Origin of the sequence: Ohtaekwangia kribbensis (assembly GCF_042676245.1) — a bacterium.
GTDB classification, from domain to species: Bacteria; Bacteroidota; Bacteroidia; order Cytophagales; family Cyclobacteriaceae; genus Ohtaekwangia; species Ohtaekwangia kribbensis.
Genome location: NZ_JBHTKA010000001.1, coordinates 186,741 through 202,329, shown reverse-complemented (window position 1 = coordinate 202,329; position 15,589 = coordinate 186,741). Strand labels below are relative to the sequence as shown.

The following is a 15,589-nucleotide window of genomic DNA, read 5'->3' as shown; positions in this document are numbered from 1 at the left end:
AAAGTTAAACAACGTTTTGAATTGGCATTGTTAAAAAAGAGTTAATCGGATCAGTAAAATAAGCATGATACTTCCGGAAAATTTTTACCAGCGGACTGATGTTGTAAAGATTGCCCGCGAACTCCTTGGCAAAGTGCTCGTTACAAAAATAGCAGGCGTTGTTACCAGCGGTATAATCGTAGAGACCGAAGCATACTCGTGGAAGGAGCGGGGCTGCCATGCCTATGAAGCACGGAAGACACAACGCAACGCCATCATGTTCGAGAAGGGCGGCTATGCCTATGTATACCTGTGTTATGGTATGCACAATCTCTTTAATGTAGTGACGAATAAAAATGGTATAGCCGAGGCTGTGCTCGTGCGGGCACTGGAGCCGGTACATGGATTAAAAGAGATGGAGATGAGACGAGGCTCGCTTGCTAATCCTTTTCACCTGACCTCTGGTCCGGGTAAACTAACTAAAGCTTTGGGCATTGACAGAAAGTTGAATGGAAAATTCCTGCTCGACAACGAAGTTTGGATAGAGGATACGGGAAAGAAAATTTCTGCTGGCAACATCGAGGCCAGCGCCCGCATCGGTATAGATTATGCTGGTGAAGATGCCAGGCTTCCGTGGAGATTTACAATCAAGGGAAGCAAATGGGTCAGTAAATAAAAGTATAGATCGCTTCTTTGTAAGCAAGCCATACTAAAGATTATCACCCGGTTAGCCTCACCAATTAACAGGTAAATAGTATATTTGAAGTTTAGTCTTAGTGGAGTATGCGCCTTTTTAGTTCTGTACTGCTTCTGCTTTTAACGTTCATGTCGATCGGCCAACCTATGGTTGCTGATTCAACCGGTACCTTTGATCTGCTCAACTCACCGTATGATGAGCTCGACCCGATCATTAGTCCCGATGGACGAACCCTATATGTTACCATTGCCAATCACCCCAACAATGTAGGAGGCAAGAAAGACCCGGGCGACATCTGGTACTCCGTGCTAAACGAAAACAATCAATGGTCAGCTCCGATCCATGCCGGACCTCATCTGAATAACCGCGGCTTCAACGGTGTGGCCGGTTTCTCGGATAACGGCAATAACCTCTTCCTGTTAAGTCATTATGATGCAGCCGGTCAGGCGCGCACGCAAGGTATAGCAGTAGCCAGACGCAGCGGCAGTGATTGGTCTGCTCCCGAGAACATTGCCATTCCTTATTTTCAGAATAAATCCGAGTCACTCAGCGGATATATATTACCCGATGAAAGTGCTTTTGTGTTTTCAGCAGAAACGTATGGCACCCGTGGTGTTGAAGATTTATATATAACGCTGAAAGATAGCAACGGTAAGTGGTCGGAGCCGCGTAACCTGGGCTCGGTGATTAACACGCAGTTCCAGGAACTGTCACCATCGCTGAGCGATGATGGCCGGACACTATATTTCTCAAGCAATGGCCGCAAAGGATTTGGAAGTTTTGATATATACTCATCATCACGTCTGGATGATACATGGCTGAACTGGTCAGAGCCGAAAAACCTGGGGCCCGACATTAATACCGAAGGTCGCGATTTATACTATCATGATTATTCTTCGCAGGAGTTCTCGCTTTTTACCAGCACCAAGAACAGCGATGGTTATGGCGATGTGAAAATGCACAAGCGCAGCGATCAGCCTCCGGCACCAAAAGACACCACCAACGTAGTGGCTGCTGTAAAAACAACCACAACGCCCCCGGTAACAACACCGGCTATTCCGGATAACAGAGTGCGCATTTATGGTAAAGTATTAAATGCCAAGACGAATGAATTTATACAGGCTAAAATTACCTTTAACGCTCCCACACCGGGCCAGCAACGCAAAGACGCGACGGCAGGGGTAGAGGCCGGTTACTCACTGGTAGTGCCTGCGGTTAGCGAGTACGTTGTAAAGATCGAAGCTGCCGGGTATGTAAGTTCATTGGAGAAGCTCGACATCAAGACCTACGAGATGAAAGAGCTTGAGATGAACTTTAAACTGCAGCCGGTTGAAGTGGGTACGACTGTAAATCTGAAGAACGTTTTATTCGAACAAGGCAAGACAAACCTGCTTCCACAATCGTATGATGAGCTGGATATGGTGATTTCTTTCCTCAAATCGAATCCCAATGTGAAGATTGAACTGGCGGGTCACACCGACAACCGTGGCATACCGGCACAGAATGTTAAGCTTTCGCAAGCCCGGGTTGATAAGGTAAAAGAGTATCTCACCGAAAAAGGAGTTGATAAGAAACGCATCTCCGGCAAAGGCTACGGAGGGGCTATGCCGATTGCCAATAACGATAATGAAGAGACCCGACAGCTTAACCGCAGGGTGGAGTTCATCATCAAAAAGCTGTAGACTCACTACTTTTTAATTAAAAAAAGAAAAAAAGCACTCCTGTATTCGGGGGTGCTTTTTTTGTATTTCGTTGTTTTTACAGAAAATTTATTGTTTCTTAATGTTGTCGCTTTCAAAAGTGAATCAATTTATTACATGACTCAGGTTGACCACTAATCATTTCAGACTAAAAACATTTCTATTTGATTTAATTATTGGATAAGTTAGATATACCGATGGCAGTTAAAACTATTGTGTACTTTTTGCATGCTGGAGATAAGACTATATTTTTATCAACGTTCTGACCTGGCAACCGTCTTCGCAAGGTTGTTCTATACTGTATACCATTTGATTGAAACGTTTGAATACAAGCTTGTTGCAGATGTAATGTGTACTACATCCAAGGTACATTCAACATGTATAGCAGGTAGTATGCACGCGCATGCTATAGTTAGTTCTTACGATCGTAAAATATAGTTCAGTGTACAGGGCTTTGCTGTATTTCAGGTTGCATACCAACGGTAAGTATACACGTTTGATTTGTTATATGTTTTTCAGATGGGCATCATACTTGTGGATATGTATACCGGGCACAAAATTTTCAGCGCATGTTGGTATAGTTGGCCGGGAGTCTGTCCAGTAATTGCCCCGATATGGTATAAACATGGAATGCATGGTAAAGTATATGAAGATATATCTTCCACTTTTTGCAGGACTTCACCCAAACACTAAACTACCCTTATGACTAATATTGTAGAGATTCTGCTGGTAGAAGACAATCCGGATGATGCAGAATTAACCATACGTGCTTTGAAGAAGCACAACCTGGCCAATAACCTGTTGCATTTACAGGATGGAGAAGAGGCTCTTAACTTTATCTTTTCTCCGCAAACCAGTTCACTCCCCAAGATCATTCTGTTGGATATAAAGATGCCGAAGGTTGATGGTATCGAAGTACTTCGTAAGATTAAAAGTGACGAAAATCGAAAAATTATACCGGTCGTGGTATTAACATCATCCAAAGAAGAACGAGATATAATTGAAACGTATAAATTGGGTGTTAACGCCTACATAGTGAAGCCCGTAGAGTTTGAAAAATTTGTGAGTGCTGTTTCGGAGATTGGTTTTTTCTGGCTGATACTTAATCAGCCGCCGATCAAGTAACAGCATGAAAAAATGGAGTAGTAGCGTATGGAGAAAAAACTTAGAATTCTGATGCTCGAAGACCGGGAAGAAGATGCCGGCCTCATCAATCGCACATTAACAAAAGATGGTATTGACTATACCAGCTATAATGTTGATACCCGAGAGGAGTTTGTAAAAGCATTGGCTGAATATAGTCCTGATATTATTTTATCCGATCATGCTTTGCCCCAGTTCAACTCGCAGGAAGCGTTGAAGATCTGCAAACAGTCCGGTTTCAAAGGACCATTTATACTAGTTACCGGTACGGTATCAGAAGAGTTTGCTGTAAGTTGCCTGAAGCAGGGAGCTGATGATTATGTACTCAAATCAAACCTGGCGCGCCTGCCTTCCGCAATTGACAATGCGTTGAAGCAGCGGCAGATGGAATCGAAACGCAAGAAAGCAGAGTCAGCTTTGCGTAAACAGAACAATGAACTTGTCAAGATTAATAAAGAACTCGACAGCTTTGTATATAGTGTATCGCACAACCTGCGTGCTCCGCTCATGTCGGTATTGGGTCTTGTGCAGTTAGCCAAGATGAACGACAAGAATGATGATCTCATCTATGATATGTATTTCGATAAAATCGAACAGAGCATTCATAAACTGGACAATACGCTAAAGGAGATACTTGATTACTCACGTAACGCGCGGAGTGAGGTTCGAATCGAGCGGGTAAATCTGAAGCAACTGATTGAAGACATGTTCGACAGGTTATACTATATGGAAGGATCGGAGAACATTGAAAAACAGATTACACTGGAAGAGACAGAGCCATTCTATTCCGATTCACAACGACTGAGTGTTATCTGCAATAACCTGATATCAAATGCGATCAAGTATCGTTCGCCTATACAGAAGAAACAGTTCATTCACATCCACATTACCGTGGACGCAAAAAGCGCCAAGATACACTTTGAAGACAACGGTATAGGTATACCGCAGGACTTACAGACGCGTATATTTGATATGTTCTTCCGCGCTACCGATCGGAGCGAAGGGGCAGGCCTCGGACTATATATTGTAAAGGAAGCTGTGGATAAACTTCATGGTACGATTGATGTGAAATCTGAGTTAAGCAAGGGAACTATATTTAACATGGAGATTCCGAACCACGGACCGCAGGAAGTATCAAAATAACAGGCGCATCAGAATGCATTACGCGCCAGTATTTTCATAACATCATTCTTATAGTTACGCCCGATGGGTACAAAGTGTTTACCGATCTCAACATCGGTAGCAGAGTATGCATCGATGCGTTCAACGTTTACAATGAACGAGCGGTGTATGCGCAGAAACAGTTCGCGCGGTAAACTCTCTTCGAGGTAACTGATTTTTTGCTGCGTAATAATTTCCTTGTCGGCTGTCTTTACCTTCACATAGTCTTTTATACTCTCGATATATAAGATGTCGGCCATGCGGGTTTTGATCATCTTCTTATCTACCTTAAAGTATACAAAGCTATCGGCAGAAGCTGCATCCGGTTTAGTGGTTGCAGCAGCAGGCGCAGGTTGATGCAATACTTTGGCTACTGCTTTGAGAAAACGTTCAAATGGTATAGGCTTCAGTAGGTAGTCTACTACTTCCAGTTCAAAACCATCCAGTGCATAATCACGGAATGCAGTCGTGAGAATTACCTTCGGAGGATTCTTCAGCGTTCGCAGAAAATCAATACCTGAGAGTTTGGGCATTTGTATATCCAGGAAGATCAGGTCGATTGTATTCTGTTGAAGAAAAGCAAAAGCCGACACAGCATTGCGGAATGTACCGGCAATTTCCAACTGATCGATCTTGCTTACATACGATTCCAGGATCTCGATCGCCAGCGGTTCATCATCAACAATTATACACTTCATATCGTTATACTGTTGGATTCATCTTTTTGAAATATATACATTGCCGGTGTTCTAAACCAGCAGGGAACGATAACATTTTTATTATGCTGAAGTGTGCTGAGTGATGGTGAGTACCACCAGGAATGTTTCTTCACCATTCATGATCTTCAGTTCGTATTGCTCCGGGTATAGCAAGTCCAGTCTGCGCTTTACATTTTGTATGCCGATGCCTTCTTTACGCGTGTGCCCGTTGCCATTCGTTTTGTTATTCTCTACTTTGATAAGGATAACATGCTCCTGCGCATCAACACTTACCTTTACCCACGACTGCGACAGTTCTTCACTGGCGCCATGCTTGAAACAGTTCTCTACAAAAGGTAACAGTATCAGCGGAGCAATGGTGCGGTCGTTCACCTCACCGGTAATGCGTATATCTACATCAAGCTTGTCACCATAACGCATCTTTTCAATATCGATATAGTTACGGATAAATTTTATCTCTTTAGCGAGCGGCACTTCATCGCTGGTGCATTCGTACAGCATATAGTTTATCAGCTCCGAAAGCTTCAGCACCATATCCGGGGCGCGCTCCGATTTTTTCAACGTAAGCGCGTACAGGTTGTTCAGCGTATTGAATAGAAAATGCGGATGTATCTGCGTTTTTAGAAACTTCAATTCAGCCTGGAGCTTTTCTTCCTTTAATACCTGTTGCGCCTTTTGATTGGTATACCAGTACTTGAGCAGTTTTATAGCGGTAGCTGTAAAAGTTACAGGATATATCATCACAAACATCTTTACGATCTTGGGAAAGTAAAAGAATGGATCGGCGAGTGCCTGCGGATAATATATAGGGTAGTAGTAGTTATACGAAAAGTATCGCTGAAGCGTGCCTGCCAGAAATGACGACCCCAGAAACCAAAGCGCAAATTCTCCATATTTACCCGTTAGCAAAAAGCGCGGCAGCAGGTAGTACAAAGTAAAATAAGTAAAGATGATGCGTACCGGTAAGTAAAGAAGCTCTTCGAAAAAAGTCTGGCGGTAATTCTCCTGGAAGCTTCCGTATAGCGTAGCGTAAAACACAAGGTGCGCCACCCAGAACAAAACGTGCTGGAAGATTCTGTTTCGTAAAATGGATGGAATAGCTTGCTTCACAATCTATGCTGACATGGTTAAGGACGTACGGAACAAGTAACTGGTAAAGGCAGTTTCTCCCTCTATACAATAGCTTGCAAAGGTAACGGAAATGATCATATCGTGCAGACCATGAGGCATCGATTACGGGTTTGGACTCCCTGATAGCATCTTGTGAGGGATGGATGTCGCGAACCGTTATTCGTTATTCTTAATCGTTAATCGCGGTTGTGGCTGCAATTGGTTAATTACAATGACGCCACGCGTTACTTTCCAGGATTTAGAAAATCCAGTTGCACAAAGAACCCAGAGAAAAAGACGTCAAGTTGCACAAAGCGATTTTTAGGATGTCGACTAACGACTCACCATTAACGGTTAACGGATAACGTTTCTAAAAGCCGAAGGCTGTATCATCTCCGCGCGGATCAGCGCCACCTTCCAGCGTACTATCCGGCCGTACCAATATAGCATCAACACGACAGAAGGAGCGGTGCGCTTTGAAGGCGTGTCCCATCTTTACCAGCTTCAGACTATCCTCTGCAGAGAAAGCGTTATACTCGTTCGCGATCGTATCGGGTTGCCATTGATGATGAAAGCGTTTCGCTGTTACAGCCTCCTGCATCGTCATGTTATGTTCGAGTACATTGAGTATCGTTTGGAAAACACTCGTGATAATTTTAGAACCTCCCGGAGTACCCACCACCATTACCAGCCGGCCGTTGCGTTCAATGATGGTTGGTGTCATGGAGCTGAGCATGCGTTTATTAGGTTCGATCCTGTTGGCTTCACCACCGATAACACCATACATATTCGGAGAGCCTGGCTTTGCACTGAAGTCGTCCATTTCATCATTCAGCAAAAAGCCTGAGCCGGCAACAATTACTTTCGAGCCGTACGCATCATTCAAAGTTGTAGTAACGGCTACAGCATTTCCTTCCGGATCGATCACCGAGAGGTGCGTAGTCTGCGGAGACTCATATAGCGCGAGCGAACCTTCTTTGATCTTGCTGCTTGGCGTGGCATGATCAGGATCAAACGACTTCATTCGTTCATCTGTGTAGAGTGAATTTGTCAGTTGCTTCACCGGTACATTTACAAAATCCGGATCGCCCAGGTATACCGAGCGATCAGCGTAAGCTCTGCGTTCTGCTTCCACGAGCAGGTGCGTGGTATGCGCAGAGTTCCATCCCCATTCGCGTATTGGATAATGTTCTACCGAACGCAGCAGTTGCATCAACGCAACGCCCCCGCTAGACGGTGGCGCCATGGAAATGATTTTATAGTCTTTATACTGACCGATGATCGGATCGCGCCAGACAGCTTTATAGTTCTTCAGATCTTCGTGCGAGATAAGACCGTTGCCACGTTTCATCTCCGCCACTATATCATCCGCTGTTTTACCTTCGTAAAATCCTGCAAAGCCGTTATCGCGAATGCGTTCAAGTGTATGTCCTAAATCTGTCCAGCGAATGGTATCGCCCGCCACCCATTTCTCACGAAGCAAAAACTCCGGACGTATCGTATTCTTCCGGATGAGTATATCATTCAGGTAATTCAGTCCGCGTGCTTCACGTTCTGTCACTACAAAGCCATTCAATGCAAGTGCTATAGCAGGTTCAACAAGATCTTTCCACGGAAGCTTGCCAAATTTAGCATGCGCTTCCAGCATACCGGCAACTGAACCAGGCACGCCACTCGATAAATGTCCGTCCTGACTAAGTGAATCAATGACATTGCCGGCTGAATCAAGATACATATTGCGCGATGCTGCCCCCGGAGCTTTCTCGCGGTAATCCAGGGTAGCTATACTGCCATCGTGTTTCCGGTATACCATAAAACCACCACCACCAATGTTACCGGCACTTGGGTATACCACGGCCAGAGCAAACTGCGTAGCGATAGCAGCGTCAACCGCGTTACCACCTTTACGCATAATGTCTACGCCAACCTGCGATGCCAGCGGGTGAGCCGATACAACCATGGCCGAATCAGCAACCAAACCTGTAATCCGTTCGTGCCGGTGACTGCTGTTACAGGCAACTGCACTTATAGCAAGTAAAAGCGGAATACAGCGTTTCATCATCTTAAAATTGGTTAAGTCGAGTTAAAAGTATTAATTCCCAGAGTGTTTTAGAAGGTATTTATGTATGAGTGGTGATTAACATCTTTACTGCAAAAGCATGAGTCTTAGAAAAGAAAAAGCCGCCAGGTTAAAAGTGCACGTGTTGGATACAACCCTGAAGCTGGTTGGTAAGAGGCCCTTTGAAGATTTGTATGTAGACGACATTTGCGAGAAAGTTAAGATCTCGAAAGTAACATTGTTCAAGTACTTTCCACAAAAGGAAGATATTTTATTATACTACTTCCGGGTCTGGTGCCTGGGGCGGTCGGCCGACCTGGCGCTTAAACCAAAAGAAGGTATTCAGGGAGTATATTATTTGTTTGATAAACTCAGCGAGTCGTATGAAGAGCACCCGGGATTGTTGTTAAGCCTCATTGGCTACTTCTCGGATTTCCGCAGACCACCCAAGCCTTTTCCGTTGAAGCCGGAAGAAAAGAAGATCCTCTTTCCTGAAGTTGAGAACATCACCAATATTGAAATCTTGTCACTCGATCAGATGCTGGAGAAATTTACCCTGGAGGCAATCTTCCGGAAAGAAATCACCAAGACAATCTCCACGCGCGACATTACCAACCTCATCACTTCGATGTTTATCGGAGGCGTTGTAGCGGCACATCTCAACCAGTTAAGTCCTGCAAAGATCTTCTTCCGTAAGAATCTTGACCTGATGTTACGCGGTCTTCAGTAAACTATAAATAATTAATATTCAGGAGTTTTGGCTTTGTTATAGAGCGTTAATTGCGCACGCGAACTGACTTCGTGCGTTTGGTCTTTCGATCTTTCTTGCGATCGTACCAGCGGTGATGATACTTCGGTTTAACAACATTAACAGTTGTGCCCGATTTTTTGCTGCACGCAGGTTGAAGGAGCATCATCAATATAAGATAAAAAAATAGTCGTCTCATGCAGTGGGTCAAAAATAACATTTTTTGGCTTCTGACTGATACTCTTCAAAACGGTTCCTTATTTTTTGCCGTATACTTACCTTTGATAATATTATCTAACCCTCTTTATGAAACAGTCTATACTTGGTTTAGGGTTGATGATCCTGGTTTCAACGCTCTCTATAGCACAGGATTATCAGACCTATGATGACGGAATCGCCAAATTCAGAGCAAAGGAATACGAAGCCGTTATTACACTCTTCTCGGGCATGCTGTCGAACCCCGAACGAAACAAACGCTACGATGAAGATCTTTACTTCTATCGCGGACAGTCTTACTACTTCAAAGGAGAAACAGAAAGTGCACTAAGCGATCTCGATAAAGCAACCGAGTTGAATCACTATAACAAAGCTGTGATCAGCTGGTTTAAGGCACGCTGCTACGATAAGAAAGGAAATATACCGCAGGCTGAAAGTTATTATAGCGAGGCGGTAAAGTATGCTGAGAACAATAAGAAAGTATCAGCACAAATACTTGCAGACCGTTCACAATTCTATTCGCGCCAGGGAAAGAAAGATGCTGCGAACAGTGATCTGGCGCTTGCCAAATCGCTCGATCCTTCCAATGCAGATATAGCGAAGGCAAACGTTACGCCATCCACCAGCAACACGCGTGGAGGTGACGATAAAAAGTCAAGCACACAGGTAATCGTTAAGAGCAATCAGAAGAACAATACACCGAAAGAAACGAAGAAGGAAGTTAAGAACGATCCGCCTCCTTCAACACAATCACAACCTGTACAACAGCCCGTTAACACGGCAGCACATCAGCAACAAACGGTAACAGAACCAGTCGCGAATACAGCGCTTATATCTTCGATAGCATCAGCCTATAAAGATGAAAAACGTTATGCTTTGGTAATTGGCAACAGCAGTTACTCCAACTCAGTAGGTATACTCAAAAACCCTGTAAACGATGCTACCGATGTATCAACCGAGTTGAAGAAATCGGACTTCGAAGTACAGCTACTGACCAACGCCACCTATGTGCAGATGCGTGAAGCCATGCGCAAGTTTCAGGATAAATTGGTGAATGGTCCGAAGGATCAGACCGTTGGCTTATTCTACTATGCAGGACACGGTGTACAATACCAGGATGAAAATTACCTTGTGCCGGTTGATGCCAACGTTCAGTTTGAAGATGATATTGTTCGCATGTGTTTCCCGGTACAGAAGATGGTACTGGCCAACATGGAGCGCTCAAACTCACGTATGAATATTGTGATACTCGATGCGTGCCGTAATAATCCGTTTCCGGCAGCAACACGTTCGGTATCGCAGGGGCTTGTAGAGATGAAACGCGCACGCGGTTCATTTATAGCCTATGCAACAGCTCCCGGTTCAGTTGCTTCCGATGGTTCAGGACGCAACGGCCTCTACACGCAGGAGCTACTTAAAGCACTGCGTAAGCCGGGCTTAACTATTGAGCAGGTGTTTAAAGATGTGCGGATGAATGTATTGAGACTTTCAGGTGAGAAACAGTTTACCTGGGACAGCTCAAATATAGTAGGAGAGTTTTACTTCAAGTTTCAGTAAGTATACGGCTACATGAAAGTGTAGGTGTGTTTACTGCAACCTCAAACTATAGTACCTTACCAGATCATTTTAACCCTCTCATAATCATGAAAAAGCTACTCTGCTTCCTGAGTTTATTGTTGATTGGTGTAACGGCATCGGCACAGGACGAAGGCACGATCGTAAAACGCGAGCGTATCGATAAGAACAAAGGATTATTTATAGGTCTCGGACCTTCCTTTACATTCGGCAAAAATATAGGCGACTATAAAACCGGCTTCAATGTGGAGCTTGGTTTTCTGAAGCGCGTGAACAGAGTACTCTCCATCGGCCCCTCTGTATCATACCTGAGTTTTCAATACGATCCGGAAGTAACTACAGCAAAGGGGGGCGATGCTTATGTAGGTTACGGAGACCCGAATGACTGGGGGAGTAAATATCCGCTCAACGACCTCGCGTATGACTATGGTTATGTGCTCGAGCTTGAAGGTGGTGATCTTAGCTTAACATCACTGGCCGTTAATATCAAACTGAATTTTGTTCCTGTGAAAGATAACTCCGTTATATCGGTATATGCTTTTGCCAAACCATTTGTGAGTCTCGCGTCACGCAAAGAAGTATCGGGCAGGGGAGAGCGTTATACCTACGAGATATATGAAGACAACCAAGGCACCTCTACCGAGAACGATGATATACTATATTATAATCAGGACGATGGTACCTGGTATGCCGATGGCTATACCGAAACGTGGGATGGTGAATCGTATGAGGCTTTGAAAAGTGATACCGAAGTTACCGGAGGTATATTTATCGGTCCGGGTATCGAATTATTTCCGGCTCGTAAATTCTCATTCTATACCCAGGCTACATTCGGGTATACATTCCCGGTAACATTTGTGAGTACGGAGTCGTATGACAATACAATATCGTCTTACGTTAACAAAGAGTTTCCGATGACGAAGAAAGGATTCCCTTCGGTAAATGTTCAACTCGGGATGTCATTCAATTTTTAATAATCAAATCATCAGCGCGGTTGATACGGTATGCATAAGCGAGTAAACCTGATCGTTCTTTTTTGCCTGGTAAGTGTGAGTTGTTTCGCACAATTCAAATTGTACGAGAAAGGTCACGACAGTTATACCTCGGGTAAATATGAAGATGCAATCAAAAACTTTTCAGAATACCTGAAGAAAGTCACTCGCGATAAAGCGCTTGATGTTGAAGTGTACTATCTGCGGGCGCTTGCCTACTACAAGACCAATAAATACCCGGAAGCTATTTCTGATTTTGAAGAAACGCTGTTGCTGAACCACGAGAACAGTGGAAATATCTACTGGTTCAAGGCGAAGAGTAATGAAAAGATAGGAGCGACCCGACAGGCGATAAGCGACTACAGCAACGCCATTCACGAACTTGGTGGAGACAAGACTATCAAATCAAAATTGCTATACGAGCGGGGTTTGCTCTACGTAAAGTTGAACGAACTCCCCAAAGCAAAAGAAGATTTCCTGAATGGAGTAGCGCTCAATCCCGGCAACGCAGACCTTACGCGCGAACTCGGCAAGCTCGATAAAGTTGTACTTGCGTCACGAAGTACCCCCGATAATGCTGCCAAGACCGAATCGCCTGCTGTAAAGAAAGACGACTCCGCGAAAAAGAATAACACGACAACCAACGTACCGAAGAAGGACGAGCCTGCTGTACTTACTTCAAATACAAATGCAACCAAAACACCACTGCAGCAACCGGCCAGTAGTCAGCCCGTTGCAACGCAGCCTACGCTGGCAGAGTTTTACAAGGACGAAAAACGCTTTGCCCTGGTAATCGGAAACTCAAGCTATCCGAAGACGATAGGAGCTTTACGAAATCCGGTAAACGATGCTACGGACATGGCGAAAGAACTGCAAAACTCCAATTTCGAAGTAGACCTGCTCACCAACGCTACATATGGACAAATGCGCGCGGCACTGTTGAAGTTCAAAGAGAAGATTGATGCCGGTGACCCGGAGAAAACTGTAGCACTGTTTTACTTTGCCGGCCATGGACTACAGCATGAACAGGAAAATTACTTAGTGCCGATTGATGCTGCGGTTGAGTTTGAAGATGACATCAGCCGCTATTGCTTTCCGGCACAGCGCATGGTATTGGCCAACATGGAGCGCTCTAACGCGCGCATGAATATACTTATACTGGACGCTTGTCGTAACAATCCGTTTCCTGCGCTTAACCGTTCCGTTACTCAGGGGTTGGGAGAGATGCGCAGAGCACGCGGATCATTTATAGCGTATGCAACGGCTCCGGGTTCGGTGGCTTCCGATGGTTCCGGTAAGAACGGACTCTATACCCAGGAACTTCTCAAGGCGATGCGAAAGCCCGGCCTTACCATTGAACAGGTATTTAAAGAAGTGCGCGCCAATGTATTACGCCTGTCGGGTGACAAACAAAATACCTGGGACAGCTCCAACATCATTGGAGAATTCTACTTCAAGTTCAATTGATTTCTACAGGATATAGGTGTATTTCTTCATCGTATTTTCATGATGGAGGAAACGCTTCGCAAAAATCTTTTGTTAAGTTTAGGATACTAAATTGAAGATTATGTCGAAGAAAAATTCCATCGGTCTGGAGGTAAAAGATTCAGAACTGTTAGCAAACGGACTCAATGATCTGTTGGCCAATTACCAATTATTCTATATGAATGCCCGTGGATTTCACTGGAATATACGAGGCGAAAAATTCTTTGAGCTTCATCTCAAGTTTGAAGAGCTTTACAACGATGCACTTTTGAAAATCGATGAGATCGCAGAGCGTATACTGACACTCGGGTATACTCCGATCCATAGTTACTCAGATTATGTTAAAAAATCGGAGATAAAAGAAAGCAAGGATGTTTCAGAAGGACACGCTGCTGTTGAACTTGTGCTGGAAGGTTTTAAAACTTTGTTGATCAAGGAACGCGCGTTACTCAAGACTGCAGCCGAAGCAGATGATGAAGGTACCAATGCGTTGATGAGTGACTATATCCGTCAGCAGGAGAAACTGGTATGGATGTACTCATCGTATCAGGCAAAGAAATAATTTGATTTTTTTTTAAGACTCGCCTGTGATTTTTTTGCGGGCGAGTTTTTTTATTCACGTCACATCTATACTTGATACATGTAACTATACCTTCATGTATCTCATTCAGATTCAGAGAATAGAGTTCATTTTCGTGAGTATGTTTACGATCTTTACACGGGTGTAACGTGGAGGATGAGAAGTGTAGAAAAGAAAACATCTGTAAATTTTTTCGATTCAAGTTTTGGAGAAATAAAACCCAATACTATCTTTGCACTCCCTTTGAGACACATCTGAGGGAAAAATCGAAAAGACGACTCGATTTTATAGAAAAATGGTCCGGTAGTTCAGCTGGTTAGAATGCCTGCCTGTCACGCAGGAGGTCGCGGGTTCGAGTCCCGTCCGGACCGCATAGAAGTTTAGAAGCCCTTGAAAGTGAGTAACTTACAAGGGCTTTTTTGTTTTTAGGTACAAGAGTGGGTACAAAAAAAGCGCTTTATGTCGCGCTATATTTCAATCTCGTTAGCTGTAATTTTTTTATTAATCGATGAGGAAATCTTTCGGGGAAATCTTCAGGACTTTGGCCATTTGGTATAGCTTCTCTAATGATGGCTGTCGGGCGTTACTACAATACCGGGATATAGTTCGTACCTCAACGCCGATTTCGGCACTAAGCCAGCTTTGTGTTTTACCCTTTTCGGCTAAAACCTCTTTTATCCTGTTATACTCTTTTTTCTTTTTAGCTGCTGTCATCAAGCTAAAAGTAGCAGCAAGACCATTTTGGATGTTAGATCAATTCGGTCACGACCAATTTGGTCTATTTTGATTCATTTATATATCTTGGCTTCATGAACGGATTCACTGCTATGGAATAGCAATTGTTAACGCTTTATAGACGATATAAGGGTATGGTTGAGTCAACATTTGTAAATGACCGAGACCGCTACTATAAAAGCGTATATCGCGATTACATCCATACAATGGATACAATTCGAAGCCTAGCGGAATCACCGGTGTAAGGCCGTTAGAGGCAGCAATACAGGCTTTATGTTAATGAGATAGGATAAACGACACTTCGCGATTGGAGCCCACCGCCTACCGTGCCTGAATAGTGTTGAATGCTCTGATGGCCGGTAGGCTTTTTTATTGGACCCAAAAACAAATTAAAGACCTATGAAACATTTCGACAACGACACCCGAAAAATTCTAATTATTGGTTTGATCGGTATTGTTATCGGGTTATGTTACTTGCTGTACATGATCATGTGTACCAATCCTTTTCTATTCATCGTCATTTTCAAACAATAGTTGCGACAGGTTAGACTGGTTGACTTTTCCTTTTGCTTCACTGTTTCGCATGGCAATCACGACTTTTAAAAATAACTCTTTCTGTGTTAGTCTATCGGTTTCATTGTCAAACCTTATAGATTCAGCGATTGCATTTATCACCTTTTTGTTGCCATA

14 protein-coding genes and 1 tRNA gene are annotated in these 15,589 nt (G+C 43.9%); 10 read left to right on the top strand and 5 right to left on the bottom strand.

The features are described from left to right. Positions 1-64 precede the first annotated feature (64 nt). From ACFQ21_RS00905 to ACFQ21_RS00890, 4 genes are all read left to right on the top strand, one after another. Positions 65-655, top strand: a complete 591-nt coding sequence (locus ACFQ21_RS00905; RefSeq protein ID WP_377573487.1) for a DNA-3-methyladenine glycosylase — start codon at positions 65-67, stop codon at positions 653-655. A 149-nt stretch (positions 656-804) separates the two neighbouring features. Continuing rightward, positions 805-2,358 (top strand): OmpA family protein, encoded by a 1,554-nt coding sequence (locus ACFQ21_RS00900; RefSeq protein WP_377573484.1) that lies wholly within the window; start codon positions 805-807, stop codon positions 2,356-2,358. Positions 2,359-3,078: 720 nt separating this feature from the next. Further along, positions 3,079-3,501, top strand: a complete 423-nt coding sequence (locus ACFQ21_RS00895) for a response regulator (RefSeq protein ID WP_377573481.1) — start codon at positions 3,079-3,081, stop codon at positions 3,499-3,501. Positions 3,502-3,528: 27 nt separating this feature from the next. Then, positions 3,529-4,662, top strand: a complete 1,134-nt coding sequence (locus ACFQ21_RS00890; protein ID WP_377573479.1) for a sensor histidine kinase — start codon at positions 3,529-3,531, stop codon at positions 4,660-4,662. A gap of 8 nt (positions 4,663-4,670) precedes the next feature. Here the strand turns inward: ACFQ21_RS00890 and ACFQ21_RS00885 are convergent, their stop codons facing one another. The 3 genes from ACFQ21_RS00885 to ggt form a co-directional block, all read right to left on the bottom strand. Next, positions 4,671-5,378, bottom strand: coding sequence for a LytR/AlgR family response regulator transcription factor (locus ACFQ21_RS00885; RefSeq protein ID WP_377573476.1), 708 nt, complete (start codon positions 5,376-5,378; stop codon positions 4,671-4,673). A gap of 81 nt (positions 5,379-5,459) precedes the next feature. Then, positions 5,460-6,509, bottom strand: a complete 1,050-nt coding sequence (locus ACFQ21_RS00880) for a sensor histidine kinase (RefSeq protein WP_377573474.1) — start codon at positions 6,507-6,509, stop codon at positions 5,460-5,462. Between the two features lie 370 nt (positions 6,510-6,879). Further along, on the bottom strand, positions 6,880-8,571 hold the full coding sequence (gene ggt, locus ACFQ21_RS00875; RefSeq protein WP_377573471.1) for a gamma-glutamyltransferase: 1,692 nt from the start codon (positions 8,569-8,571) through the stop codon (positions 6,880-6,882). Between the two features lie 97 nt (positions 8,572-8,668). Here ggt and ACFQ21_RS00870 point away from each other — a divergent pair, with 97 nt between their 5' ends. Further along, positions 8,669-9,298, top strand: a complete 630-nt coding sequence (locus ACFQ21_RS00870; protein WP_377573468.1) for a TetR/AcrR family transcriptional regulator — start codon at positions 8,669-8,671, stop codon at positions 9,296-9,298. A 46-nt stretch (positions 9,299-9,344) separates the two neighbouring features. Here the strand turns inward: ACFQ21_RS00870 and ACFQ21_RS00865 are convergent, their stop codons facing one another. Continuing rightward, positions 9,345-9,515, bottom strand: a complete 171-nt coding sequence (locus ACFQ21_RS00865; RefSeq protein WP_377573465.1) for a hypothetical protein — start codon at positions 9,513-9,515, stop codon at positions 9,345-9,347. A gap of 107 nt (positions 9,516-9,622) precedes the next feature. Between ACFQ21_RS00865 and ACFQ21_RS00860 the strand changes: the two genes are divergently transcribed. From ACFQ21_RS00860 to ACFQ21_RS00840, 5 genes are all read left to right on the top strand, one after another. Further along, complete coding sequence (locus ACFQ21_RS00860; protein WP_377573462.1) at positions 9,623-11,089, top strand: caspase family protein; 1,467 nt, start codon at positions 9,623-9,625, stop codon at positions 11,087-11,089. Positions 11,090-11,175: 86 nt separating this feature from the next. Then, positions 11,176-12,081 carry a hypothetical protein gene (locus ACFQ21_RS00855; protein WP_377573459.1) on the top strand — a complete coding sequence of 302 codons (906 nt, stop codon included), beginning with the start codon at positions 11,176-11,178 and terminating at the stop codon, positions 12,079-12,081. Between the two features lie 30 nt (positions 12,082-12,111). Further along, positions 12,112-13,566, top strand: coding sequence for a caspase family protein (locus ACFQ21_RS00850; RefSeq protein WP_377573456.1), 1,455 nt, complete (start codon positions 12,112-12,114; stop codon positions 13,564-13,566). A gap of 100 nt (positions 13,567-13,666) precedes the next feature. Further along, complete coding sequence (locus ACFQ21_RS00845) at positions 13,667-14,146, top strand: Dps family protein (protein ID WP_377573453.1); 480 nt, start codon at positions 13,667-13,669, stop codon at positions 14,144-14,146. Between the two features lie 315 nt (positions 14,147-14,461). Then, a tRNA-Asp gene (locus ACFQ21_RS00840) sits at positions 14,462-14,535 on the top strand. 130 nt (positions 14,536-14,665) lie between these two features. Here ACFQ21_RS00840 and ACFQ21_RS00835 read toward each other — a convergent pair. Beyond that, positions 14,666-14,878, bottom strand: coding sequence for a helix-turn-helix transcriptional regulator (locus ACFQ21_RS00835; protein WP_377573450.1), 213 nt, complete (start codon positions 14,876-14,878; stop codon positions 14,666-14,668). Positions 14,879-15,589: the final 711 nt, after the last annotated feature.

Coding starts and splice junctions, on each gene's coding strand:
- ACFQ21_RS00905 (WP_377573487.1), top strand. CDS start 65: ATGATACTTCCGGAAAATTTTTACCAGCGGACTGATGTTGTAAAGATT.
- ACFQ21_RS00900 (WP_377573484.1), top strand. CDS start 805: ATGTCGATCGGCCAACCTATGGTTGCTGATTCAACCGGTACCTTTGAT.
- ACFQ21_RS00895 (WP_377573481.1), top strand. CDS start 3,079: ATGACTAATATTGTAGAGATTCTGCTGGTAGAAGACAATCCGGATGAT.
- ACFQ21_RS00890 (WP_377573479.1), top strand. CDS start 3,529: ATGGAGAAAAAACTTAGAATTCTGATGCTCGAAGACCGGGAAGAAGAT.
- ACFQ21_RS00885 (WP_377573476.1), bottom strand. CDS start 5,378: ATGAAGTGTATAATTGTTGATGATGAACCGCTGGCGATCGAGATCCTG.
- ggt (WP_377573471.1), bottom strand. CDS start 8,571: ATGATGAAACGCTGTATTCCGCTTTTACTTGCTATAAGTGCAGTTGCC.
- ACFQ21_RS00870 (WP_377573468.1), top strand. CDS start 8,669: ATGAGTCTTAGAAAAGAAAAAGCCGCCAGGTTAAAAGTGCACGTGTTG.
- ACFQ21_RS00865 (WP_377573465.1), bottom strand. CDS start 9,515: ATGAGACGACTATTTTTTTATCTTATATTGATGATGCTCCTTCAACCT.
- ACFQ21_RS00860 (WP_377573462.1), top strand. CDS start 9,623: ATGAAACAGTCTATACTTGGTTTAGGGTTGATGATCCTGGTTTCAACG.
- ACFQ21_RS00855 (WP_377573459.1), top strand. CDS start 11,176: ATGAAAAAGCTACTCTGCTTCCTGAGTTTATTGTTGATTGGTGTAACG.
- ACFQ21_RS00850 (WP_377573456.1), top strand. CDS start 12,112: ATGCATAAGCGAGTAAACCTGATCGTTCTTTTTTGCCTGGTAAGTGTG.
- ACFQ21_RS00845 (WP_377573453.1), top strand. CDS start 13,667: ATGTCGAAGAAAAATTCCATCGGTCTGGAGGTAAAAGATTCAGAACTG.
- ACFQ21_RS00835 (WP_377573450.1), bottom strand. CDS start 14,878: ATGACAGCAGCTAAAAAGAAAAAAGAGTATAACAGGATAAAAGAGGTT.